24 protein-coding genes are annotated in these 22537 nt (G+C 70.9%); 14 read left to right on the top strand and 10 right to left on the bottom strand.

Going from position 1 to position 22537, the window contains the following annotated elements:
* The first annotated feature begins 79 nt into the window (after positions 1-79).
* The gene (locus Acy02nite_RS03080; RefSeq protein WP_203738221.1) at positions 80-1477 is read left to right on the top strand and encodes an alpha/beta fold hydrolase; all 1398 of its coding nucleotides are present in this window, start codon (positions 80-82) and stop codon (positions 1475-1477) included.
* Between the two features lie 75 nt (positions 1478-1552).
* Here the strand turns inward: Acy02nite_RS03080 and Acy02nite_RS03075 are convergent, their stop codons facing one another.
* Complete coding sequence (locus Acy02nite_RS03075) at positions 1553-2344, bottom strand: GntR family transcriptional regulator (RefSeq protein WP_203738220.1); 792 nt, start codon at positions 2342-2344, stop codon at positions 1553-1555.
* 404 nt (positions 2345-2748) lie between these two features.
* On the opposite strand from Acy02nite_RS03075, the gene Acy02nite_RS03070 reads away from it, so the two are divergent.
* The 3 genes from Acy02nite_RS03070 (at position 2749) to Acy02nite_RS03060 (ending at position 4397) form a co-directional block, all read left to right on the top strand.
* Positions 2749-3168, top strand: coding sequence for a DUF6232 family protein (locus tag Acy02nite_RS03070; RefSeq protein WP_203738219.1), 420 nt, complete (start codon positions 2749-2751; stop codon positions 3166-3168).
* Between the two features lie 67 nt (positions 3169-3235).
* The gene (locus tag Acy02nite_RS03065; RefSeq protein ID WP_203738218.1) at positions 3236-4153 is read left to right on the top strand and encodes a helix-turn-helix domain-containing protein; all 918 of its coding nucleotides are present in this window, start codon (positions 3236-3238) and stop codon (positions 4151-4153) included.
* A 55-nt stretch (positions 4154-4208) separates the two neighbouring features.
* Positions 4209-4397, top strand: coding sequence for a DUF397 domain-containing protein (locus Acy02nite_RS03060; protein WP_203738217.1), 189 nt, complete (start codon positions 4209-4211; stop codon positions 4395-4397).
* 46 nt (positions 4398-4443) lie between these two features.
* On the opposite strand, the gene Acy02nite_RS03055 is transcribed toward Acy02nite_RS03060, so the two are convergent.
* Positions 4444-5313, bottom strand: a complete 870-nt coding sequence (locus Acy02nite_RS03055; RefSeq protein WP_203738216.1) for a PAC2 family protein — start codon at positions 5311-5313, stop codon at positions 4444-4446.
* 115 nt (positions 5314-5428) lie between these two features.
* Here Acy02nite_RS03055 and Acy02nite_RS03050 point away from each other — a divergent pair, with 115 nt between their 5' ends.
* Genes Acy02nite_RS03050 through Acy02nite_RS03040 form a run of 3 tightly spaced genes read left to right on the top strand, consistent with a single transcriptional unit; the run spans position 5429 to position 6811 of the window.
* A complete protein-coding gene (locus Acy02nite_RS03050) occupies positions 5429-5983 on the top strand; it encodes a hypothetical protein (RefSeq protein WP_239174140.1) in 555 nt (184 codons plus the stop codon).
* Between the two features lie 58 nt (positions 5984-6041).
* Positions 6042-6371: an ArsR/SmtB family transcription factor gene (locus tag Acy02nite_RS03045; protein WP_203738215.1), complete on the top strand. Its 330-nt coding sequence runs from the start codon at positions 6042-6044 to the stop codon at positions 6369-6371.
* Positions 6368-6811, top strand: coding sequence for an SRPBCC family protein (locus tag Acy02nite_RS03040; RefSeq protein ID WP_203738214.1), 444 nt, complete (start codon positions 6368-6370; stop codon positions 6809-6811). The genes Acy02nite_RS03045 and Acy02nite_RS03040 overlap by 4 nt, the downstream gene beginning before the upstream one ends.
* A 311-nt stretch (positions 6812-7122) precedes the next feature.
* Here the strand turns inward: Acy02nite_RS03040 and Acy02nite_RS03035 are convergent, their stop codons facing one another.
* Entirely contained in the window at positions 7123-9657 is a 2535-nt protein-coding gene (locus Acy02nite_RS03035; RefSeq protein WP_203738213.1) for an ABC transporter permease, read from the bottom strand.
* Positions 9657-10424 (bottom strand): ABC transporter ATP-binding protein, encoded by a 768-nt coding sequence (locus Acy02nite_RS03030; protein ID WP_203738212.1) that lies wholly within the window; start codon positions 10422-10424, stop codon positions 9657-9659. Before Acy02nite_RS03030 ends, Acy02nite_RS03035 begins: the two co-directional genes overlap by 1 nt.
* 216 nt (positions 10425-10640) lie before the next feature.
* On the opposite strand from Acy02nite_RS03030, the gene Acy02nite_RS03025 reads away from it, so the two are divergent.
* Together Acy02nite_RS03025 and Acy02nite_RS03020 are read left to right on the top strand one after the other, a co-directional pair.
* On the top strand, positions 10641-11333 hold the full coding sequence (locus tag Acy02nite_RS03025; protein WP_203738211.1) for a neutral zinc metallopeptidase: 693 nt from the start codon (positions 10641-10643) through the stop codon (positions 11331-11333).
* A gap of 96 nt (positions 11334-11429) precedes the next feature.
* Positions 11430-12065 carry an HAD family hydrolase gene (locus Acy02nite_RS03020; protein ID WP_264653231.1) on the top strand — a complete coding sequence of 212 codons (636 nt, stop codon included), beginning with the start codon at positions 11430-11432 and terminating at the stop codon, positions 12063-12065.
* On the opposite strand, the gene Acy02nite_RS03015 is transcribed toward Acy02nite_RS03020, so the two are convergent.
* The 5 genes from Acy02nite_RS03015 to Acy02nite_RS02995 all read right to left on the bottom strand — a co-directional run bounded on the left by Acy02nite_RS03015 (position 12018) and on the right by Acy02nite_RS02995 (position 15927).
* Complete coding sequence (locus Acy02nite_RS03015) at positions 12018-12188, bottom strand: hypothetical protein (RefSeq protein WP_203738210.1); 171 nt, start codon at positions 12186-12188, stop codon at positions 12018-12020. The two genes, Acy02nite_RS03020 and Acy02nite_RS03015, sit on opposite strands and share 48 nt — an antisense overlap.
* On the bottom strand, positions 12188-13084 hold the full coding sequence (locus tag Acy02nite_RS03010; protein WP_203738209.1) for a DUF4097 family beta strand repeat-containing protein: 897 nt from the start codon (positions 13082-13084) through the stop codon (positions 12188-12190). The genes Acy02nite_RS03015 and Acy02nite_RS03010 overlap by 1 nt, the downstream gene beginning before the upstream one ends.
* A 20-nt stretch (positions 13085-13104) precedes the next feature.
* Positions 13105-13674, bottom strand: a complete 570-nt coding sequence (locus Acy02nite_RS03005; RefSeq protein ID WP_239174138.1) for a hypothetical protein — start codon at positions 13672-13674, stop codon at positions 13105-13107.
* A gap of 57 nt (positions 13675-13731) precedes the next feature.
* Positions 13732-14403 carry a LuxR C-terminal-related transcriptional regulator gene (locus Acy02nite_RS03000; RefSeq protein WP_239174137.1) on the bottom strand — a complete coding sequence of 224 codons (672 nt, stop codon included), beginning with the start codon at positions 14401-14403 and terminating at the stop codon, positions 13732-13734.
* A 219-nt stretch (positions 14404-14622) separates the two neighbouring features.
* Positions 14623-15927, bottom strand: coding sequence for a RecB family exonuclease (locus tag Acy02nite_RS02995; protein ID WP_425548178.1), 1305 nt, complete (start codon positions 15925-15927; stop codon positions 14623-14625).
* Between the two features lie 125 nt (positions 15928-16052).
* Here Acy02nite_RS02995 and Acy02nite_RS02990 point away from each other — a divergent pair, with 125 nt between their 5' ends.
* The 3 genes from Acy02nite_RS02990 (at position 16053) to Acy02nite_RS02980 (ending at position 18907) form a co-directional block, all read left to right on the top strand.
* Entirely contained in the window at positions 16053-17201 is a 1149-nt protein-coding gene (locus Acy02nite_RS02990; RefSeq protein WP_425548180.1) for a site-2 protease family protein, read from the top strand.
* A gap of 78 nt (positions 17202-17279) precedes the next feature.
* Positions 17280-18236, top strand: coding sequence for a tRNA (adenine-N1)-methyltransferase (locus Acy02nite_RS02985; RefSeq protein WP_203738206.1), 957 nt, complete (start codon positions 17280-17282; stop codon positions 18234-18236).
* Positions 18237-18316: 80 nt separating this feature from the next.
* Entirely contained in the window at positions 18317-18907 is a 591-nt protein-coding gene (locus Acy02nite_RS02980) for a hypothetical protein (protein WP_203738205.1), read from the top strand.
* A 40-nt stretch (positions 18908-18947) separates the two neighbouring features.
* On the opposite strand, the gene Acy02nite_RS02975 is transcribed toward Acy02nite_RS02980, so the two are convergent.
* A complete protein-coding gene (locus Acy02nite_RS02975) occupies positions 18948-19238 on the bottom strand; it encodes a ferredoxin (RefSeq protein WP_203738204.1) in 291 nt (96 codons plus the stop codon).
* A 174-nt stretch (positions 19239-19412) separates the two neighbouring features.
* On the opposite strand from Acy02nite_RS02975, the gene arc reads away from it, so the two are divergent.
* Both arc and Acy02nite_RS02965 read left to right on the top strand, forming a co-directional pair.
* Positions 19413-21194: a proteasome ATPase gene (arc, locus tag Acy02nite_RS02970; protein ID WP_203738203.1), complete on the top strand. Its 1782-nt coding sequence runs from the start codon at positions 19413-19415 to the stop codon at positions 21192-21194.
* Between the two features lie 61 nt (positions 21195-21255).
* Complete coding sequence (locus Acy02nite_RS02965) at positions 21256-22509, top strand: acyltransferase family protein (RefSeq protein ID WP_203738202.1); 1254 nt, start codon at positions 21256-21258, stop codon at positions 22507-22509.
* Positions 22510-22537: the final 28 nt, after the last annotated feature.

The raw sequence follows: 22537 nt of genomic DNA, 5'->3' as shown, positions 1-22537 counted from the left end.
GGCACCCTTCCAAAGTAGGGTTCGGAAACAGTTCTTCCGGCCGGTGCGGCGGCCGTCCTTCGTGGAGGAGTCTCGCCGCATGCCGATTCCCGCGATCACCCGCCACCTCCGGCCACGCCTCCTGACCGTGCTGCTCCTGGCCGCGGCCTGGGGCGCCGCCGTCGCCTTCTGGACCCCTCGCGGCCCACTGACCAACGCAGAGGCGCTCTGGTCGATCGCGATCAGCGCCGGCCTGGGCTTCGGCGCCGGGCGCCTGCTGCGCTCACGCCGGGCTGTCCTTCTGACCCCTTTGGCGTACGTCGTGAGCCTCGAACTCTGCCGGCTGAGCGTCTCCGGTCCCTCGGTCGATCCACCGCACCCCAGTCTGTTCGGCGCTGTCGCCCTGGTCACCGGGCGGGGCGTGCACGGCCTGCTGTCGGTGCTCCCGATGGCGCTCGCCGCGGCGTACGGGTGTGGCCGCCGCCGCCGCAGTCGCGTCCTCGCCGGCGTCGGGACGGTGGCGCTCGCCCTGGTCACGGCGGCGGTCGCCGTCCCCGCCCGGACCGAGGCGATCCCCGGTGGTGTCGCCGAGCTGGCCCACGTCGACGTGGGAGGTCACCACCTCGGCCTGATGATCCGCGGCCGCGATCCGGCCAGGCCGGTGCTGCTCTTCGTCCCTGGCGCACCCGGCGGCTCGGAGACCGGCGCGATGCGGGCCCACCTCGCGGCCCTGGAGTCCCACTTCGTCGTGGCCACGCTCGACCGCCGGGGCGGTGGCGCGTCGTATGCGGCGCTCGACCCGACGTCCACGATGACCCCCGCGGAGAACGTGGCGGACATCCTGGCCGTCACCGACTACCTGCGCTCGCGGTTCCGGCACGACAAGATCGTCCTGCTGGCGCACTCGGGCGGCTCGCTGCTCGGCGCCCTCGCGGCCCACCAGCACCCGGAGAAGTTCTCGGCGTATGTCGGCACCGGTCAGGCCGTCGACGTCGAGGCCAGCGACCAGCTCTTCTACGACGACATCCTGGCCTGGGCCCGGGCGAACGGGAAGACCGACGTGGCCGGCAAGCTGGAGAGACAGGGCCGGCCGCCGTACCGGAGCTTCTGGCAGTACGAGACGTTCATGCTGTACGAGAACCAGGCCTACGCCCAGCGGGCCGCCCCGCTGGAGATCGCCGGCCCGGAGTACACAGTGCTCCAGAAGGCGCACACGCTCACCGCGATCATGGACACGTGGGACGCGTTGTACCCGCGAGAGCAGGACATCGACCTGCGCCGGGACGTGCCGGAGCTGCAGGTGCCGGTCTACTTCGTCCAGGGCGGCAACGAGATGCGCGGCCTGAGCGTGCTCTTCGACGAGTGGTACGCGGGATTGCGCGCGCCGGCCAAGCAACGGGTCACGATCCCGGGCGCCGGTCACCGCGCGATGTTCGAGGAGCCGGACCGCTTCGTCGCCGCTCTGACCACCTTCCTCGGCCCGACCGCCCGCCCGTGACCGCCCGCCCCTCCCGTCCCGGTCTTGCGCCGGGTCACCGAGAGCGCGGCCGGCGATGGGCCCGGCCGCCCCGGCTCAGGCGAGGGCCAGCCCCGGGTCCGGGTCGGGCTCCGGGGACGGGCCCGGGATGCGGTACTCCTCGGTCAGCGTCGTCATCGGCCCGGGCCAGGTCGCCTGCGCCACCTCGATCGGCTTGCGCGTCTCGTCGAAGGCGACGTGCAGCAGGTGCAGCACCGGGGTGTCCGGGCGGATATGCAGGATCTCCGCCTCCTCCCGGCTCGGCTGCCGCGCGGTGATCGTGTCGGTCGCACTGGCGTAACGCCGCCCGAGCACCTCCTCCGCCTCCTGGTAGAGCGGGCGCCCGAAGGACTCGGCGCGCTCCAGGCTCGTCCCGGTCGCGTCGGTCACCCGGAACCAGGACGCGCCCAGCTCCACTGTCGCGTCGTCGGTGCGCACGATGTGCCGCCGCACCAGCATCTCGGTGCCGTCGCGCACCCCGAACGCGTCGGCCACCTCGGGCGGCGCGGCCTCACGCCCCACCCCGACGAGCTGCTGGCGATAGCGCGCGGCGAGGTCGGCGTGGTAACCGCGGTGCGAGCCGTACCGCCCCCGCGACAGGCGGTTCAGCCGGCGGCGGGTGCCGCGGACGTACGTACCGGAGCCGGGTTTGGTGATCAGCACCCCCTCGACCCGCAGCTGATCGACGGCCCGCTGCACCGTCTGCTTCGCCACCCCGAACATCTCGGCGATGGCCGGGATCGAGGGCAGCCGCTCACCGGGCTGCCACTCCTGGCGGCGCACCCGTTCCTTCAACTGGTTCGCGATCTGCCGATGCGGAAACTCGGCAGCTCCGGGATTGATCGTCACAGCACCCTCCACGCCGCTGTCGTTCCAGCTAGGTTCCTAGGATGCCAGAACTGGGGTGACGGGTCGGGGTGCGGCGCGCCGACAGATGCCTTCTGGTGCCGGTGCTCTGCAGTTCGGCACGCGGCCGCGGTGGTTAATCTGCTATATAGCAGGTATGAACATGTCAGGACCAGGATGCGGCGCGGTTGCTGGGGACTTATGGCTCATAAGTCACCATCGCCGGAACATCGGACGGCCCATGCGATCGTCACGTTTTCGCGCTATCAGCTATATAGCTGTCGGCGTCCTTGTGATCGGGATCGGGCTGCTAGATAGTCAGGTGGCAACGGGACCGCGATCGGCCGTCGTGGCCGGTGTGACGCTGATCCCGTTACTGGCCTGGCAGTACAGCGTGGAGGTGGCACATGCCGGTCTACTATCGCGCATCCGACGCAGTCGTCGATCACCTGTCGATCGACGTCAAAGTGTCCACGGTCCGCAGATTTCCGCACCACGATCTCTCCGGCCTGCACATCGTGGTCCCGGGTGGCGGCGTCGAGGGCGGCGTGCGGCTGCTGGGAGTGTCCTCACTGGTCGCCGTTCCGATGACAATACCGGTCATCGGCCACGTCTCGGGACTGCTGGCGGCATCGGTGGTGGTGGGCGAGGTGTTCGTCGCAGTGGCCTGCTTTCGCGCCCGGCCCCGGCAGGTGTGGCAGCTTCGTGCGTGCTATCAGGGCCGGGTCGTGCGGGTGTATTCGTCGTCCGACAGGCAGGTCTTCGCAGCGTTCTGCCGGGCCGTCTCACGTGCTCGCGAGTCCGGCGTGGAGCACCGTTTCCGGTGACGCGGGCGGGCCTCGATCGCGGGCGCCCCAGCCAGCACGGCGGGCGTCAGAACGAGGTGATGGCCGGATGAGCGCCGAAGGCCTGCCGGCCGTGGCCCGGCGCCGGGTCCGCAACGCCCTGCGCGCGGCCCGGGAGGCGAGCGGCCAGAGCCAGGCAGCCGTCGCCGGCGCGCTCGGATGGTCGATGTCCAAACTGCAGCGGATCGAGCTGGGCGAGGTCACGGTGTCGCCGGACGACCTGCGAGTGATGCTCGAGCACTATCGGATCCCTGACGAGGAGTGGGCGGATCTCGTCGAGGACGCTCGGATCGCCCGGCGTGAGCGTTACTGGTCCGCGGAGCACAATTGGGAGCTCATCCCGGCCGGTTTGCGGCACCTTCTTCAGTTCGAGACGGCAGCGACCAGAATGACGATCTTCCAGCCCCATGTGCTGCCGGGCAGTCTGCAGACGCCGCGCACCGCCGAGGCCATTCTCGAGGGTTGGCAGCCGGAGCGGGACGCCGAGCAGGCGCAAGCAATTCGCCGGGCACGTGCGCAGCGTCGCGAAAGGGTGACCGGTGACGCGGCCGTTCCCGATTTCCGGCTGATGCTGGACGAGTCGGTGCTGTGGCGGGTGGTCGGTGACCGGTCGGTCACGGCGGAGCAGTTCCTTGACCTGGTCGAGGTGGCCGAGCGGCCCAACGTCCGGGTCCGCATCCTCCCGTTCGACCGGGGTGCTCTCGCCGGCACGATGGGTGGCTTCACGCTGATCCAGTTCGATCCCGATGATCCGGCGGACACCGTTCTCTACCGGGAGCGGTTGTTGCAGGACGAGGTCGTGGACGGCGGTGCGGAAGTGGCCGTGTTCCTCCGGTACTTCGACCGGTTCTGGTCGGAGGCGATGGACGAGGGCGTGACGGCTCACGTCATCCGGGCTCGTGCCGCGCAATTGTCGGCCGAGGCGGCGCAGGAAGTGTGGCGGACGGGCCTGGGTCCCCATAGATGACCCGGACGCAGGGCTGTCTCGCCATGGTTCGAACCAATGAGAGAGGTTTGCACTGATGGAAACTCATAGCAGTGAGTGGAGCAGGAGTTCCTTCTGCGGGAACAGCGCCTGCGTCGAGATCGCCCTGTGCGGGGAGGACGTTCTGGTACGGGACAGCAAGAATCCGGGGCAGCCGCATCTGAGCTTCTCCCGCGGGGATTGGAACAATTTCCTCGATCAGGTGGCAACCGGTCAATGCTTCTGACGCTACCGGGGCCGCCGGCATCGCCGGTGGCCCCGATAGGCGACGTTCACCAGGAGCCGGCGGTCGGGCCGGCCGATCCACCCCGCCGCCGCAGGTACTTCTCGAACTCGCTGGCGATCTCGTCGCCGGTCAGCGGCTGGATCCCCGCATCCCCCACCCGCTCCTCGAGCTCCCGGACATACTCCCCGAGCTCGGCGTCCTGCTCGGCGGCGACCCGGACCCGCTTCTCCCACTCGTCGGCCTGCTCGGCGAGGTCGGCCATCGGAACGGGCAGGTCCAGCACGTCCTCGATCCGGCTGAGCAGGGCCAGCGTCGCTTTCGGGCAGGGCGGGTTGTTCGCGTAGTGCGGCACGTGCACCCAGAACGACAACGCGTCCAGCTCGGCGCGGGTGGCCGCTTCCTGCAGCACCCCGACGATGCCGGTGGGCCCGTCGTAGCGGGTCGGCACCACGCCGTACTTCTCGGCGGTGGTGCTGTCCGAGGCGCTCCCGCTGATCGGCAGCGGCCGCGTGTACGGCACGTCCGCCAGCAGCGCCCCGAGCAGCACGATCCGGTTGACCTCGAGGCTGTGGCAGATCTCGAGCACCGACTCGCAGAACGTGCGCCACCGCATGCTCGGCTCTATCCCCCGGATGAGCACCACGTCCCGGTCGCTGCCGGGCGGGCTGGCCACCATGAACCGGGTGGTCGGCCACTCGATCTTGCGGGTCTCCCCTTCGGCCATCGCGATCGTGGGCCGGCTCACCTGGAAGTCGTAGAAGTCCTCGGGGTCGATGCTGGTGACCTCACGGGCCTCCCAGACCTGCTCGAGGTGTTCCACGGCCGCGGTGGAAGCGTCCGCAGCGTCGTTCCAGCCCTCGAAGGCGGCGATGGCCACGGGGGAGCGGAGCAGCGGAAGGCCGTCGAACTCAGTCATGGGAGACAGCCTACGTGCGGGGCCGGAACCGCACCCGGTGGCCGCGCCGTGGCCCTCCCCGGGTCGTGAGCGGTTTTCGTCATGAAACCCCGCATAACCCAGCATAATCTCCAGGGTGACCAGCCACGTGGATCAGGTGCTCGGACCGTCCGACGACACGGTGTCCTTCATCCAGCCGCGCGCGATGTTCTACGTCACCGTGCTCTGGGTGGTCGCTGCCGCGTGGGTCGCGATGCTCGCGGTCTACCTGGTCATGGCGGTCGTCTTCGGGGCACGTCCACAGCCCGCGGACATCGTCGTCTACGTCGAGATCGCGATGATCGTCCCGGTGATCGCGGCAGCGGTGCCGCTGCTGTTGCTGTACCGGCGGCTGGGCTGGCTGCACACGTCGGTGCACGGCATCGACTTCGCCGCGACCGGGCGCAAGGCCGTGCATCTGCCCTGGTCGGGGATCGCGTCGGTGGGCCTGCACGGGTGGGGGCCGTTCACCGAGCTCGTGGTGACGCCGATCGGTGCCGACTACGCGCGGGTCATCGACGGCCCGGGCTTCGCGCCGCGGACGCGTCATCGGGGCGAGGAGATGTCGTACGTCGTCGACGTGGGTCTGATGTCCCCGGGTCCCGAGGTCCTCCTGGCTGAGCTTCACCGCAGGATTCCGTCGAAGGTTTGACGTCCGCCCGGAGGAAGGCTACGGTCTTAACCGCTCCGTTAATTAACGGGAGGGTTAAATGACCGACCGGCTCAGCGTGATCTTCGCGGCGCTCGCCGACCCCACGCGCCGTGCCATCCTGGCCCGGCTCGCCGAGGGGGAGGCGACCGTCACCGAGCTCGCCGAGCCGTTCGACATCAGCCTCCCGGCGATCTCTCGTCACCTCAAGGTCCTGGAGAACGCCGGTCTCATCTCGCGCAGCCGTTCCGCGCAGTGGCGCTCCAGCCGTCTCGAGGCCGGGCCGCTGCGCGAGGCCACCGCGTGGATGGAGCGGTACCGCCGGTTCTGGGACGAGAACTTCGCACGCCTCGACGCCCACCTCAAGCGCCTGCAGGAGGAGAAACCATGACCGACCTCGTCATCACCCGCGTTTTCGACGCGCCCCGTGAGCTGGTCTACCGCGCTTTCACCGACCCGGATCAGATCGCCGCGTGGTTCGGCCCGATCGGCTGGTCGGTGCCCCGCGACTCGATCGACATCGACGCGCGTCCCGGCGGCAAGCAGGCCTTCACCATGGTCAACGACGACGACCCGTCGATGTCCTCGCCGGTCAACGCCACCTTCACCGAGGTGATCGAGAACGAGCTGCTCGTCGGTGAGGAGAACGTCAGCCACATCCCGGACTTCGGCGCCGACAAGATGGTCATGCGCATCGAGCTCTTCGACGAGCCGCCCGGCCGCACCCGCCTGGTCCTCACGCAGAGCCCGTTCCCGGAGGCGATGGCCGGCGGCGCCAAGGAGGGCTGGGGTTCCAGCTTCACCAAACTGGACAAGATCCTCAAAGCCTGAACCCCTTCGACGGTACGACCGAGCCCCACCCCCGGAAGCACAGCCCACCCCCTGGTCCGATCTCGCGACCCCCGCCGGCCACCGGGTCGCCCGGCGACCATCCGGCGTTGGTGCCGTCCCCGGGCTCGCCGCCCCGCTGCCACTCACCCTCCCCGCGCGGCTCCCGCATCGCCGGCTGGTGCTCACGGTCGTATTCGTGCCTCATAACAACCGTGAGCACCAGCCGGGAACCGTGACGCGCGTCGAATGCTCGGCTTCGTTCGGCCTCGCGCGGGGCGCTGGGTGTGCGGCTGGTGCTCACGGTCGCGGGGTCAGTCGTGGGCGATGGCGCCCAGGACGTTGAGGCGGGCTGCCCGGATGGCCGGGACCACCGCCGCGACCACGCCGACCAGGGCGGCCAGCGCCAGGTATGTGCCCATCCGGCCCCACGGGAGGACCAGCTCGGTGATGCCGTCGTTCTCCAGGGCGCGGGTCACGGCCGTGCCCATGCCGGCGCCGACCACGACGCCGAGCAGCGCCCCGAAGACCGAGATCACCACCGCCTCGACCGTGATCATGCGCATGGTCTGCGCCCGACCGAGGCCGACCGCGCGGAGCAGTCCCAGCTCACGGGTGCGTTCCAGGACGGACAGCGCCAGGGTGTTGACCACGCCGAGGACCGCGATCAGGATCGCCAGGCCGAGCAGGATCTGAATCATCGTGATCACCTGGTCGAACTGCGCGGCCTGATCGTTCGCGAAGGTCGCCGCGTCGGTCGCCGACACCTCGGGACTGTCCGCGAGCAGCTGCTTGACCTGCGGCAGCACGGTGGAGACCGCGACGCCGTCGTCGAGCCGGACGAACCCGAGGACCGGCTGGGTCAGCCCGAAGTCCTTGATCGCCGCGTCCGGCAGGATCACGCTGCCGGGCAGCGCGTTCTCCGCGAAGATCTGGGCGACGGTGTACGTGTGCGGCTCGCCCCGTGCGCCCTGGATCGTCACCGTCCGGCCGACCTGCCAGTGCTGCTCGTCGGCCTCGGCCTGATCGATCGCGATCTGGTTGCCGGTCAGCGGCGTCGCGGTCGTCCCGAACGCCTCGGCGAGCACGCTCAGGTCCTTGGCCGCGGTCACGTACTGCGACTTGCCGTCGATCAGGACCTGGTCGTTCCACATCCCGGCCGCGGCCCGCACGCCCGGCATCGCGGCCGTCTTGTCGATCACCGCCGGGTCGAACGTCGGCGGCCGCGCCCCGGTCTGGTCCCCGCTGATCAGGATCTGGGCCTTCACGGTCTCCGCCACCTGCGCCTTGAGGCTGCTCTTGGCCGAGTCCATGACCACGGTGACGCCGGTGACCAGCGCGATGCCGACCATCAGCGCGGCCGCGGTGATCGCTGTCCGGCGCGGGTTGCGTCCCGAGTTGAGCCGGCCCAGCCGGCCCGGCAGCGACCAGGAGAAGAGCCGCCCGAGCAGGCTGATCACGGGCTTGCTGATCAGCGGCGTGAGCAGGGCGACGCCGATGAACGAGACGAGCACCCCACCGAGGATCGACCACAGGGTCGCGTCGCCGCTCAGGTCGGCGAACAGGCCGGTGCCGAGCGTCGCCGCGCCGGCCGCGAGGACCACGCCGCCGAACACGCTGAGCTTGGTGAGCGGCCGGTCCGGGATGCTGACCTCCTGCATCGCGGCGACCGGCGCGATCCGGGAGGCGCGCAGCGCGGGCAGCACCGCGGCCACCACGGTCACCACCAGGCCGACGACGAACGCGCTGATCACCGCGGAGAGCGGCACGCCGATCGAGGCGAGCTTCAGGTCCGCGAACTTACCGAACAGCGCGGCCAGCCCGGCGCCGGCCCCGACGCCCGCGGCCAGGCCGAGCACCGCCGCGACCAAGCCGATCATCACGGCCTCGACCAGGACCGATCCGATCACCTGGTTGCGGCTCGCGCCCATCGCCCGCAGCAGCGCCAGCTCCTTGGTCCGCTGCGCCACGATGATCGAGAACGTGTTGAGGATCAGGAAGATGCCGACGAACAGCGCCACCCCGGCGAAGCCGAGCAGGATCTGGTTGAAGAACGCGAGTCCCTCCTGAATGCTGTCCGCGCTCTCCTTCGCGAGCTGGTCGCCGGTCTTGACCTGGTAGTCCGCGCCCATCGCGGCGGAGATCCGGTCACGCAGCTGCGCCGGGGTCACGCCGTCGGCGGCGTCGACGGTCACCGAGGAGAACGAGTCCGCCTGGCCGAGCATCAGCTTCTGCGCGACCGGGGTGGTGAACGCGACCTCCTGCACGCCGCCGATGCTGTCGCGCCCGCCGGTGTAGCCCCAGATGCCGACGAGCGTGAACTGCTGCTTCGGTTCCAGCGTCAGCACACCCACCTTGTCGCCGATCGTGAGGCCGGCCAGCTCGGCGGTGTTCGCGTTGACGGCGATCTCCCCGGCGGCCGACGGGCCACGGCCGGAGCGCATCTCCATCAGGCTGTCGGTGCCGGTCCAGTTCTCGCCCAGTCGCGGCGGGCCCTGGGACGTGAGCACCTTGCCGTCGCTGCCGATCACGCGAGCGCCGTCGACGTCGATGCGACCGGTCGCCGCCCGTACGCCGGCAATCGTCTTGATCTTCTCGACCGCCGAGGCGGGCAGTGGCGCGGCGACCTCCTCACCGTCCAGCTCGGAGACCGCGATCTTGGGTTTGGCGCTGACCGAGACGTCGGTGGCGCCGAAGGCGTCGGCGAAGATCGAGTCGAAGGTGCGGTTGAGCGTGTCGGTGACCACGAAGGACCCGGACACGAACATCACGCCCAGCACCACGGCCAGACCGGAGAGGATCAGGCGCAGCTTGCGGGCGAGCAGGCTCTTCAGCGTGGCGCGCAGCATCAGAGCATCACCGGGTCGCCGTGCTTGTCCAGGCGCTTCATGGTGTCGAGAACGGTCTCCGCGGTGGGGTTCGCCAGCTCGTCGACGATGCTGCCGTCGGCCAGGAAGACCACCCGGTCGGCGTAGCTCGCGGCGACCGGGTCGTGGGTGACCATGACGATCGTCTGGCCGTGTTCGCGCACCGACGAGCGCAGGAAGCCCAGCACCTCGGCGCCGGACCGCGAGTCCAGGTTGCCGGTCGGCTCGTCCGCGAAGATCACGTCGGGGCGGCCGACCAGCGCGCGGGCGCAGGCGACCCGCTGCTGCTGGCCGCCGGAGAGCTGGCTCGGCCGATGCGACAGGCGGTCCCGCAGGCCGACCGTGTCGATCACGGTGTCCCACCACTGCGGATCGGGCTTGCGGCCGGCGATGTCCAGCGGCAGCCTGATGTTCTCCGCGGCGCTCAGCGTCGGCAGCAGGTTGAACTGCTGGAAGATGAAGCCGATCCGGTCGCGGCGCAGCCGGGTCAGCGCCTTGTCGCCCAGCTTGCTGATCTCGGTGCCGCCGATGTGCGCGGTGCCCTTGTCCACCGTGTCCAGGCCGGCCAGGCAGTGCATGAGTGTCGACTTGCCGCTGCCGGAAGGGCCCATGATCGCCGTGAACCGGCCGCGCCCGAACTCGGCGCTCACCCCGGCCAGCGCGGTGACCCGGGCCTCGCCGGTGCCGTAGACCTTCCAGATCTCGTCCGCACGTGCCGCTACCGGGCCGCCGCCATTCGTCGCAGTCACCGTTCGTCTCCCCCAGGAAATGGTCCGCCGGGCACAGTGCTCCGGCAGGCCTGCTCAGTGTCGCGGCGCAAACCGCCGGTGACGTCCGTCCGGCGGCGTAGGCCGACGCTGAGAAATCACTGGGGGACGTCACGTAGGCATCGTCAGGGTTGCCCCTGAGTGGTAGCGGGCATTGACGCTCTACCGTGGAACTCCCGGCCCTTCAGGAGGTCCGTCATGCGTGCCCGAATCGTCGCTCTCCTGGCACTCCTGCTGCTCGTGGGCTGCGGTGGGCTGCCGCTCCCGGACGAGCCCACTGATCCGGCGCCCGCAACCACCAGCTCCGGCGAGCTCGACGGCACCGACACTCCCGAGGAGTTCGCCCGCGACATCAAGTCCGCGCAGACCGTCGCCGAACGGTACTGGAAGGGTGTCTTCGCTCAGGAGGGCCAGCGGTTCCAGCCGGTGCGCGAGGTCTTCCCGTACGAGCGGGACGGCGAGGTGGACTGCGGGCGGGACGCGCTGCCCCGCAACAACGCCGCCTACTGCTCGGCGGGGGATTTCATCGCGTACGACGTGAACTGGGCCTTCGGGGTCTTCGGTCAGATCGGTGACGCCTTCGTCTACTACCTGCTCGGCCACGAATACGCCCACGGCATCCAGGCCCGGCTCGGCATCCAGAAGCAGTTCACGATCCAGCAGGAGCTGCAGGCCGACTGCATGGCCGGCGCGTTCATCGGCGACTCGGCGCGCATCGGGCAGCTGTCGCTCGACAAGGGGGACACCGACGAGCTGGCCCGCGGGCTGGAATCGGTCGGCGACGATCCCGGCCAGCCGTGGTTCGCGGAGGGCGCGCACGGCACCGCCGAGCAGCGGATCAACGCGTTCGCCAACGGATATCAGGACTCGCTGAAGGCCTGTGACCTCTGAGACAAAGGTTCGATTCTGGCGGCGCGGTCGGCGGAGAATGGCGCTTTACCGCACTGACCTGGGGAGATTCTGCTGAGCGCGACACGACCGGCCGCGGTGCTCTTCGACATGGACGGCACGCTGGTGGACAGCGAGAAGTTGTGGGGCATCGCGCTGGAGGAGCTCGCGGTTCGCGCCGGCGGCAAGCTCTCCGAGGAGGCGCGGCTAGCCATGGTCGGCACCAGCATGCCGGTCAGCATGGCGATCTTCCGGGACGACATGGGCCAGCCCGACCGGCCCTCCGCGCCTGACGTCGACTGGATTCACGACCGGGTCACCGAGCTCTTCGCCGAGGGGCTCGTCTGGCGGCCCGGCGCTCGGGAGCTGCTGCTCGCTGTTCGGGAGGCCGGCCTGCCCACGGCCCTCGTCACCTCGACGGCTCGCCGGCTGGCCGAGGTGGCGCTGAAGACGCTGGGCGCGGAGAACTTCGACGTGCTCGTCTGCGGCGACGAGGTGCGGCGGGCGAAACCCGACCCGGAGCCCTACCTGACCGCGGCCGGGCTGCTCGGGGTGCCGATCGCGGAGTGCGTGGCGATCGAGGACTCGCCCAGCGGGGTGGCCAGCGCGGTCGCCGCCGGGGCGCGGGTGCTGGCGGTGCCGTCCGACGTCGAGTTGCCCTCGCACGACGGGATCCTGCTGCGGGAGTCACTGGCCGGCGTCGACGTGCCCTTCCTGGCGGCCATGTTCTCCTAGCGCGGCGAGGTCTTCCTGGTTCGTGGTCCGCTCGCAGCGGGCCGGGATCGCGGTGGCCGCGGACCGGATCAGCGAACGGGCCAGGCCCGGCAGGAAGTGCCGGGCCACGGTGAGGCCGGGCATCAGGCGGCGTCCGACGCTGTCATGTTCGCGGCCGGCGCCGCCGTGCCGGCGGCATACGGGCCTGGGGCGGACGCCCGGTGGATGCGGATGTTGCCGCTCGCGGAACGGGCCCTCACGTCCAGGCCGGTGGTGACCGGGACGCTGTCCCCGTGCGACGGCAGGCCGGTGGTGACCGGGACGCTGTCGCCGTGCGATGTCAGGTCCGTGACGGTGGCCCCGCCGACGGTGCTGAGGTCCAGCCACACGCCCGTGCCGGGGGCGATGCCGACGGTGATGTCGCCCGACGCGGTCCGGAGCCGCGCCCTGCCCCGCCACAGCGAGCCGACCGTGACGTGGCCGCTGGCCGTCCCCGCGTCCACCGAGCCGCCACCCGACCCGATCCGGATGTCACCGCTCGCCGTCTTCGCGGTGACGTCACCCATGACGTCACCGGTGCGGATCGTGCCGGAGGCGCTTTTCAGGTACGCCGAGCCGGCCACCCGGCCGACCGACAGCTCACCGCTCGCCGAGCTCAGGTGCAGGTCGCCGAGCAGATCGCCGAGGTGGCAGGCGGCCGACGCGAGCTTGAGATGCACGTCGCGGAACAGCCCGGTGGCCCGCACCTCGGCGGCTGAGCTGTCGCCGCTCACGCTGCTGCCCGCCGGGACCCGGACGGTGATCCGCAGCGCCGGGGCGCGCCGCAGACGCCAGCGCTCCGGCGACGGCACGGCCACGACCAGGGTGTCGCCGTCCAGGACGACCCGGGTGCTCTCCGCGGTCTGGCGTGCGGCCGGGCTGTCGCCGAGCGGCACGACCTCGACCCGGACGGTGTCGTCACGGCCGGCGTCGATCTCGACGATGCCCGCCACGGCGCGCAGGGCGAGGGTGACCGGTTCGGTGCGATCGAACTCGTACATCAACTGCTCCTCGTTTCCGGTCAGGCCTGGAAGTAGCCGGTGACCCGCTTGGCGGACCACCCCGCACCGCCCGGCGGCGCGGGAGGCGGCGGGGGCGGGGGTGTCGCGGGCCGGCCGGTGACGGCGGCGGTGACCGTGCGGACCAGCCAGGCGTTGACCGAGACGCCCTCGGCGGCCGCGGTCTGCTCGACGTGCGTCTTCAGTGATTCCGGCATCCGCACGGTCAGCCGGGCCAGATCACCGCCACCATCGGCCGGCGGCTGCGACGACGGTGACGACGACGGCCATGGCAACGGGGACGATGGCAATGGCGGCGGGACGGAAACGGCGGCCGGCGGGTCGAGGGCCGGGATCCGCGTGACGACGAGATCCGCTTCGCGGCCACGCAGGCACACCTCGACGGTCGCGTCGGTCAGCCCGGTGGTGATCTCCGCGGCAGCGTCCGAGAGCGCCTCGAGCAGTGCCAGCCGCGCCGACGGCTCCAGTGAGTTGCTCAGCAGCTCCGCGGCGCGGCTGACCTCCGGGCCGCCGGGAGCGGCCACGGCGGCGAGGTCGGCGCGCAGCGCTTCCAGGTACGGCGTCAGGTCCATGACCTCACTATGACGCCATGGGTGACGTCACGCAAGAGCAATCTGACGCCATCGGGGTCAGGTGCCCGGTTTGATCAGGCCTGTCTCATAGGCGAGGACCACCGCCTGGGTACGGTCGCGCAGGCGCAGCTTGCCCAGCATGTGACCGACGTGGGTCTTCACGGTGGTGTCGCTGACCTGCAACGCCTCGGCGATCTCAGCGTTGGTGTGGCCGCGGGCGACGTGGATCAGGACCTCGCGTTCGCGGCCGGTCAGGGCACTCAGGTCGACGGTCACGGCGGTGTCCGGGGCGGAGGCGGCCGCCACGAAGCGGGGGAGCACCCGGGCCAGCACCCGCGGGGTGATCACCGCGCCGCCGGACGCGACGGTGCGGATCGTGGTGACGAGCTCGTCCTGCGGGGCGTCCTTGCACAGGTACCCGGTGGCGCCCGCGGCGATCATCTCGATCAGCTCGTCGTCGCTGTCCCGGGCGGTCATCACCAGCACCCGCACGGGCAGCCGGGCGGCGGTGACCGCCCGCGCGACCGCGGCGCCGTCCGACCGGGGCAGGGCCGCGTCGGCGACGAGCACGTCGGGAAGCAACCGGCGGGCCAGGTCGACCGCCTCACCGCCGTCACCGGTCTCACCGGCGATGACCAGGTCGCCGCCGCCGCTCTGGGCCAGGACCGCCCGCAGGCCGGCCCGTTGCAGCGCCGAGGCGTCCGCGAGCAGCAACCGGATCGGCTTCACCGGGCCCCGCCCCCGCCCACTGTTCCCGGCCCCGGCCTCGCATCGGCCGAGAGCCAGCGGGAACCGGCACGCCGAATCGGCCGGCCCAGCCTCGCACCACCTCGCCATGTGCCCCGGGGCGGGGAGGGCGGCGAAGGGACGGCTCGGGACGAGGCAGGGCGGCCGCCGGTGTCGTTCCGGGCGGGGCCGGATCGGGCGTGGGCCGCAGACGGCGGGTGCTCAGGCAACGGCGTCGTTCCGGGCCGGAGCGGAGAGTTCGACCGGGGTGGAGAGGCGGTCCGGGGTGGAGAGGCGGTCCGGGGTGGAGAGGCGGTCCGGGGTGGAGAGGCGGTCCGGCTCCGCGTCGGAGGGAGGGCCGACGCTCGGGGCGGTCGGGAACGGCGGCGGGGTGCCGCCGAACTCGGGGCAGAAGGCCTGGTGGCTGCACCAGCCGCAGAGACGGCTGGGCTTCGGGCGGAAGTCCTGGTCCCGCTTGGCGCGCTCGACGGCGTTGGACAGGGCGATCAGGGTGCGCTCGAAGCGTTCCAGCTCTTCCGCGTCCGGGCTGTAGTCGAGGACCTCGGCATCCTTGAGGTAGAGCAGGCGCAGGACACGCGGGACCACGCCGCGGGTGCGCCACAGGACGAGGGCGTAGAACTTGAGCTGGAACAACGCCCGGCCCTCGAACGCCTCGCGGGGCGCGCCACCGGTCTTGTAGTCGACGACGCGCAGGTCGCCGGCGGGGGAGACGTCGAGACGGTCGATGTAGCCGCGGATCAGCAGCTCCTCGTCGATCGTCGTGGAGACCAGGGTCTCGCGCTCGGCGGGCTCCAGCCGCTGCGGGTCCTCGACCGCGAAGTAACCGGTGAGCAGCTCCCGGGCACTGCCGAGGAACGCGGCCAGCCGGGCGGCCTCCTCGGCGCCCGCCGGAGCGTCGACGAGGGCGAGCTGCCCGGCCGCGTCAGCCTCCGCGGCCACCGCGGCGGGGTCACGAACGAGCGCAGTGGCGTGTCCCACACCGGCGCTCTCAGCGGGCGCCACCCCGGCGCTCGCAGCCGGACTCACCCCGGCGCTCTCACCGGGCGCCGGCCCGGCGGTGTCAGCGGGCGCCGGCCCGGCGGTGTCAGCGGGCGCCGGCCCGGCGGGGGCGGTGGCCGGCACCGTACCCCGAAGGGGGTGGGAAGCTGGCGGCGAAGCGGGAGCCGCGCCGGGAGCGAACAGCGCGGCAAGCTCCGGCTCGTTGCCGACCAGGCGCTCCCACTCGGGCATGACCAGCGCGGCCGCCGCCTCGGGGGTGCGGGACTCGGCGGGCAGGTCGAACAGACGCTCCAGCACCGCGTGCACGAGCGTGCCCCGCACCTGGTCGGCGGAGGGCTGCTCGGGCAGCTTGTCGATGGTGCGGAAGCGGAACAGCAGGGGGCAGGTCTTGAAGTCGGCGGCACGCGACGGGGACAGCGACGGCCCGGCCGGCCGGTCGCCCAGGCCAGGGCGCCCGGCGGAGGTGGCGGGGGAGGCCGAGGCCTGTGGGGGAGAGAACGCCGTCATGCCAGCCAGGCTAGGGCAGGGGTACGACGAAACCGCCGGGACACCCGCCGCGAACCGTCGACCGGAGCGCCGCGACGCCTCGCCCGGGAAATCAAGATCCACGCGGAACTCGACAGGTCCGTAGCATCGAACGGATGGAGGACAGCGCGACGCCCGGGCCCCGTGGCCGCCCGGTGGGGCATGTGCTCGGCATCCCGGTGCACGCCAACGGCTCGATGGTGCTGCTCGCGCTGCTGGTGACCGTCGTCTACGGCAACTATGCGAGCGCCGAGCTCGGTCTGGGGCAGCCCTGGGCGTACCTCATCGGCCTGGGTTTCGTGGTGTGCCTGCTCGGTTCGGTGCTGCTGCACGAGCTGGGGCACGCGGTGGTCGCCCGCCGCAACGGGATCGGCGTGCGCCGGATCACCCTCGAGCTGCTCAGCGGCTGGACGGAGATGGAGAAGGACGCCCCGACGCCCCGGGTGGACGCGGCCGTCTCGCTGGCCGGTCCGCTGGTGTCGCTGCTGCTCGGCGGGGTGGCGACGGGTGCGGCGCTGGTGCTGGCGAAGGACACCGTGCCCGGGCAGATCGCGTTCCAGCTGGCGGTCAGCAACGTGCTGGTCGCGGTCTTCAACGTGTTGCCGGGTCTGCCGCTGGACGGCGGGCGGGCGCTGCGCGCGGCGATGTGGGCGCTGCTGAAGGACCGCAACCGGGCGACGGTGGTGGCCGGCTGGGCGGGCCGGGTGCTGGCGTTCGCCACGGCGGTGGCCGTGCTGGGCGCGTACCAACTCGGGCTGCTCACTCTTTTCGGGGTGGTTTTCGTGCTCCTCGTCACGCTGACGCTGTGGCACGGCGCCGGGCAGTCGATCCGGCTGGGCCGGATGACCGGGCGGTTCCCGCTGATCGATCTGGGCCGGATGGCGCGCCCCCTGTTGAAGGTGCCGGCGGGCACGCCGCTGGGTGAGGCGCAGCGGCGCCGTGCCGAGGACCCGCGGCCGGACGTGGTGCTGGCCGTCGCCGACTCGGGGGGTACCCTCACCGCTCTGGTCGATCCGGTCGCCGCCGAGCGCGTGCCGGTCGACCGGCGGCCCTGGGTGAGCGTGGAGAGCGTCTCCCGCTCGCGGGACGCGCTGACCAGCCTGCCGGTGAGCCTCACCGGTGAGCAGGTGGTGCGGGCGCTGCAGGCCCACCCGGGTGCGCAGTACCTGGTGACGGCAGGCGAGGATGTCGTTGGCGTCCTGCGGGTCGCCGACGTCGCGGCGGTCCTGGAGCCGAAGCGGGCGCAGCGGACCTGACGCCGAGGCGCGCGCCACGACCGGGACGCCGCACCGCGCACCGCACCTGATGTAGACCCTGAAGTGAGAGAAGAGTTAGTGACCACGACCCCGGCCACCGCTGTCGACGAGCACGTTCCCGCCCACCGCGGCCCGTTCCGGGTGGGTGACCGCGTCCAGCTGACCGACCCGAAGGGCCGGATGCACACGATCGTGCTGGAGCCCGGCAAGGCGTTCCACACCCATCGCGGCGCGCTGGAGCACGACGAGCTCATCGGCCTGCCGGACGGCAGTGTGATCACCGCCACCAGCGGCACGCAGTACCTGGCGCTGCGCCCGCTGCTCAGCGACTACGTGCTGTCCATGCCGCGCGGCGCGCAGGTGATCTACCCGAAGGACGCGGCGCAGATCGTCGCGATGGGCGACGTCTTCCCGGGCGCGAAGGTGCTCGAGGCGGGCGCCGGCTCGGGCGCGCTGACCTGCTCGCTGCTGCGCGCGGTCGGCGAGACCGGCGAGGTGCACAGCTACGAGCTGCGGCCGGATTTCGCGGCGATCGCCCGGAAGAACGTCGAGGCGTTCTTCGGCGGCCCGCACCCGGCGTGGCACCTGCACGACGGTGACGTCGCGGACAACGGCATCGAGGGTTTCGACCGGATCGTGCTCGACATGCTGACCCCGTGGGAAGCGCTCGACATGGTGGAGAAGTCGCTGATCCCCGGCGGTGTCTTCATCGGGTACGTGGCCACCACGCCCCAGCTGTCCGAGCTGGTGGAGGCGCTGCGCGAGCGGGGCGGCTGGACCGAGCCGCGCGCCTGGGAGTCGCTGATCCGGGACTGGCACGCCGAGGGCCTGGCCGTGCGACCGGATCACCGCATGATCGCCCACACCGCGTTCCTGGTGTCCTCCCGCAAGCTCGCGCCCGGGGTCACCGCGCCGGCGCGCCGCCGCAAACCGAGCAAGGGCGCCGAGGCGTACGCGTTGAAGCGTGCCGCCCAGGCCGCCCTCGCCGCCCAGGTCGCCGAGCACGAAGAGCAGGAGGACACCTCCGGGGAGTGACCGGGCTCGCCGAGTCCGGTAGTTTTTCGCAGGGGCATCGGGCAGGGGCATCGATGGGGAGGACGACAGGAGTGGGCGCAATGAGTTCTCCACCGTTCGGCGGCAGCAACGAGATGCCGGCGGTGTTCCCGGACTGGTCGCCCTACCCGGATCTGGACTCCGCGGCCCGTGCCTACCTGCGCGATCCCGAGGTGGCCCTGGAGGCGCTCTTCGGGGTGCTGCGCGGCGCCTCGGTGCTCTGCTTCACGCTGGAGCGTTTCGTCAACGAGGTGAACGGGGTGTGGCAGGAGGTCGTCGTCTGCGACGGCAGCCGGCTGGTGCTCTGGCACGGCGAGGACGTGGCGCCCGGTGACGGCCCGGTCGGCTCGATGACCTCGTCGCTGCGGGTGGTGCCGCTCTCCACGATCACCGAGGTGGGCTGCCGGCGCCGGCTCACCCGCACCTCGACCGGGCAGGCCCGGGTCGACAGCATCGACGTCTACCTGCTGCTGAGCTCGGTGGACGACGCGGTGCCGCCGCCCGGCCTGGCCGAGGAGGACGGGCGGGCGCCGATGCGCCACGACGCGCTGCGCTTCGGCAAGACGCTCGACGACGGCGGGCCGGGGCAGATCGCCCGGCTGGAGGAATTCTCCCGGGTGGTCGCGTCCCTGGTGGGCCGCCCCACTCTCTGAGCCGGGACGGAACCGAGGGGCCGGGACGCGGCCCCCACGGTCACTCAGGCGCGTCCGGGCCGGCCACTGCCACGTCATCCTGGGTGCGGACGACGTGGATGCAGTCGCCGGGACACTCCTTGGCCGAATCGATGACTTCGAGGACCAAGTTTTTCGGTACGTAGGTCCGTACGCCCGGATTTTGGAGCAACTCGCCCGAATTGTCCTTGACATACGCCAAGCCGTCGATGTCCAGCTCGAAGACCTCCGGCGCGTATTGGACGCAGAGTCCGTCACCGGTGCACAAGTCCTGATCGATCCAGACCTGCAGCTCATCAGTGTCTGACGACACCCCTACCTCCCACAACTGGTTGCGGCCGACGGTACCCGAACCCTGACCGAGAGGCTCATGGGCGGTCGCACCAATCGATCAAGAGTCGGTGACGAGGGTGTTGCATGGGATGAAATCCGGCCCGCAGCGGCTAATGTTGAGCCAGGACGTTCAAGCCCCCCGGGGAGGTGGGACGTGGCACGTAGCGACGAAGCGGACTCCCGCGCCGCACGATGGGAGAAAGAGGCCAACGATCTCTCCAGCCAGGTCGCGTTCCTGCAAGAGGAACTCGCGCTGGTTCGGCGGAAGTTGACCGAGAGCCCCCGACACGTCCGGCAGCTCGAGGAACGGCTTGCGGCGACGCAGGCGCAGCTCTCCCGAGTGACCGAGAACAACGAGCGGCTCGTGGCGACCCTGAAGGAAGCCCGCGCCCAGATCGTCACTCTCAAGGAAGAGATTGACCGGCTCGCCCAGCCGCCCAGCGGCTACGGCGTTTTCCTGGCAGCCCACGAGGACGGCACGGTGGACGTGTTCACCGGTGGCCGCAAGCTGCGGGTGGCGGTCTCGCCGTCGCTCGCGGCGGACGAGCTCCAGCGGGGCCAGGAGGTCCTGCTGAACGACGCGCTCAACGTCGTCGACGCGTTCGGGTTCGAGCGCACCGGCGAGGTGGTCCTGCTCAAGGAGGTCCTGGACAACCCGTCCGGCGGCCCCCGCGACCGGGCCCTGGTGGTCTCCCACGCCGACGAGGAGCGCATCGTGTTCCTCGCCGACTCGCTGGAGATCACGAAGTTGCGCGCCGGCGACTCGCTCATGATCGAGCCCCGCTCTGCGTACGCGTATGAGCGGATCCCGAAGAGCGAGGTCGAGGAGCTCGTCCTCGAGGAGGTCCCCGACGTCGACTACACCGACATCGGCGGCCTGCACTCGCAGATCGAGCAGATCCGCGATGCGGTGGAGCTGCCGTTCCTGCACGCCGACCTGTTCCGGGAGCACCAGCTGCGCCCGCCGAAGGGCATCCTGCTCTACGGCCCGCCCGGCTGCGGCAAGACCCTGATCGCCAAGGCGGTGGCCAACTCGCTGGCCAAGAAGATCGCCGAGCGCCGGGGTGAGGAGAAGCACACCAGCTACTTCCTCAACATCAAGGGCCCGGAGCTGCTGAACAAGTATGTGGGTGAGACCGAGCGGCACATCCGCCTGGTCTTCCAGCGGGCTCGGGAGAAGGCCGGCGAGGGCACCCCGGTGATCGTGTTCTTCGACGAGATGGACTCGATCTTCCGGACCCGTGGCTCGGGTGTCTCCTCCGACGTGGAGAACACGATCGTTCCCCAGCTCCTCAGCGAGATCGACGGCGTCGAGGGCCTGGAGAACGTGATCGTCATCGGCGCGTCGAACCGGGAAGACATGATCGACCCGGCGATCCTGCGCCCCGGCCGTCTCGACGTGAAGATCAAGATCGAGCGTCCGGACGCCGAGGCGGCGAAGGACATCTTCGCCAAGTACATCCTTTCCGACCTGCCGCTCTCCGAGGACGACCTCGGCGAGCACGGCGGCAACCGGGACGCGACGGTCGCCGCGATGATCGAGGCGGTCGTCCTGCGGATGTACACGGAGTCCGAGGAGAACCGCTTCCTCGAGGTCACCTACGCCAACGGTGACAAGGAGGTCCTGTACTTCAAGGACTTCAACTCCGGCGCGATGATCCAGAACATCGTCGACCGCGGCAAGAAGATGGCGATCAAGGAGTTCCTCACCTCCGGGACCAAGGGCCTGCGACTCCAGCATCTGCTGGACAGCTGCGTCGACGAGTTCCGGGAGAACGAGGACCTCCCGAACACCACCAACCCGGACGACTGGGCCCGCATCTCCGGCAAGAAGGGCGAGCGGATCGTCTACATCCGCACGCTCGTCTCCGGCGGCAAGGGCGCCGAGGCCGGCCGGTCCATCGAGACCGCGTCGAACACCGGTCAGTACCTGTAACGCGATGTAGGGGCGAGGGTGGCGGGGTTTCCCCGTCGCCCTCGCGCTCGTTGCGCCCTGTGTGACCCGATCCCGCCTGGCCTGGCTCGACGCGCTCCGCGGGTTCGCCGCCGCGGTGGTCGCCCTCTTCCACCTCGGCCCGACCGTGCTCGGCACGGAGCGGCACCTGGCGATCTACCGGCACTTCGACTTCGGCCGGTACGGCGTCCTGCTCTTCTTCCTGGTCAGCGGTTACGTCATCCCGATGTCGCTGGAACGGCACGGTTCGCTGCGCCGCTTCTGGGTGGGCCGGATCTTCCGGATCTACCCGGCATACCTGCTCGCGACCGCCGCCGGGCTGCTGCTGATCACGGCCGGGTGGCAGCGGCGGCAGAACGGCGACCCGGTCGCGGTGGCGCTGGGCCACGTCACGATGCTGCAGGACCTGCTCGGGCTCAGCGGCGTGGTCCGTCCGTTCTGGACGCTCACCTACGAGATGATCTTCTACCTGATCGTCGCGGGACTGTTCGCGCTGCGGCGGCACCGGGACAGCGCGTGGTGGGCGGGCGGTCTGGCGCTCGTGGCGCTGCTGGCCGGCCGTCACCTGCCGGACGCGCTGCTCGGCGGTTCCCGGATCGTCGCGCTGGCGCTGACCGGGCTGGTGGGGTGCGGGCTCACGGCGTACCTCATCGGCAATCGGATCTTGATCGTCGGTTCCGCGCTGGCCGGGATCGGCACGGTGCTGCTGCCGATGCTCAACGGCCAGGCCGGGCGGTACGCGATGCCGGGCAGCTCGAGCTGCGCGGTGCTCCTGCTCGCCGTGATGTTCGCCGGCACTGTCGTGCACCGCGCGCAGCACGGCCGGCTCCGTCGCGGCGTCGCAATCGGCGTGCTGATCCTGGTCCTGGTCGCCACCGGGATGAACCAGTGGCTGCTCGACGGCACCCGGCTGGTGCGCGACCTCAGTGTGGCCGTGGCGGTCGCCGGCACCTTCGCGGTGGCGTTCCTGATGCGACAGCGGGCCGTCCCGGGCTTCCTGACCTGGCTCGGCACGATCAGCTTCTCGGTGTACCTCTTGCACATTCCGGTGTTGGTGGTGGCCGTGCACCTGCTGCGCGGGCATCCCGCGGCGATCGGCGCGACCTTCGTCGCGGGCACCCTTGCGGTCGCCTGGATCAGCTTTCACCTGGTGGAACGGCCCGGGCAGAGGCTCGGCCGCCGGGTGACGGGGTACCTCGACGCCCGGCTCGGCACGGACTCCCCGGTGATCATCCCCACCACGGAAGGTGGCACGCCGAGCACGGGCAGCTTCGGAAAGCGCCGTGAGAGCGTCTAGGCTCGATGCCATGAGCACGCTTGGCTTC

The organism is Actinoplanes cyaneus (assembly GCF_016862095.1).
GTDB classification, from domain to species: Bacteria; Actinomycetota; Actinomycetes; order Mycobacteriales; family Micromonosporaceae; genus Actinoplanes; species Actinoplanes cyaneus.
The sequence above is the reverse complement of the archived record's forward strand: the minus strand, read 5'-3'. Positions and strand labels throughout refer to the sequence as shown.

Bases quoted from the DNA above. Each gene is read 5' to 3' on its own strand.
- Acy02nite_RS03080 (WP_203738221.1), top strand. From the start codon at position 80: ATGCCGATTCCCGCGATCACCCGCCACCTCCGGCCACGCCTCCTGACC.
- Acy02nite_RS03070 (WP_203738219.1), top strand. From the start codon at position 2,749: ATGCCGGTCTACTATCGCGCATCCGACGCAGTCGTCGATCACCTGTCG.
- Acy02nite_RS03065 (WP_203738218.1), top strand. From the start codon at position 3,236: ATGAGCGCCGAAGGCCTGCCGGCCGTGGCCCGGCGCCGGGTCCGCAAC.
- Acy02nite_RS03060 (WP_203738217.1), top strand. From the start codon at position 4,209: ATGGAAACTCATAGCAGTGAGTGGAGCAGGAGTTCCTTCTGCGGGAAC.
- Acy02nite_RS03055 (WP_203738216.1), bottom strand. From the start codon at position 5,313: ATGACTGAGTTCGACGGCCTTCCGCTGCTCCGCTCCCCCGTGGCCATC.
- Acy02nite_RS03045 (WP_203738215.1), top strand. From the start codon at position 6,042: ATGACCGACCGGCTCAGCGTGATCTTCGCGGCGCTCGCCGACCCCACG.
- Acy02nite_RS03040 (WP_203738214.1), top strand. From the start codon at position 6,368: ATGACCGACCTCGTCATCACCCGCGTTTTCGACGCGCCCCGTGAGCTG.
- Acy02nite_RS03035 (WP_203738213.1), bottom strand. From the start codon at position 9,657: ATGCTGCGCGCCACGCTGAAGAGCCTGCTCGCCCGCAAGCTGCGCCTG.
- Acy02nite_RS03025 (WP_203738211.1), top strand. From the start codon at position 10,641: ATGCGTGCCCGAATCGTCGCTCTCCTGGCACTCCTGCTGCTCGTGGGC.
- Acy02nite_RS03015 (WP_203738210.1), bottom strand. From the start codon at position 12,188: ATGCCCGGCCTCACCGTGGCCCGGCACTTCCTGCCGGGCCTGGCCCGT.
- Acy02nite_RS03010 (WP_203738209.1), bottom strand. From the start codon at position 13,084: ATGTACGAGTTCGATCGCACCGAACCGGTCACCCTCGCCCTGCGCGCC.
- Acy02nite_RS03005 (WP_239174138.1), bottom strand. From the start codon at position 13,674: ATGGACCTGACGCCGTACCTGGAAGCGCTGCGCGCCGACCTCGCCGCC.
- Acy02nite_RS02995 (WP_425548178.1), bottom strand. From the start codon at position 15,927: ATGACGGCGTTCTCTCCCCCACAGGCCTCGGCCTCCCCCGCCACCTCC.
- Acy02nite_RS02980 (WP_203738205.1), top strand. From the start codon at position 18,317: ATGAGTTCTCCACCGTTCGGCGGCAGCAACGAGATGCCGGCGGTGTTC.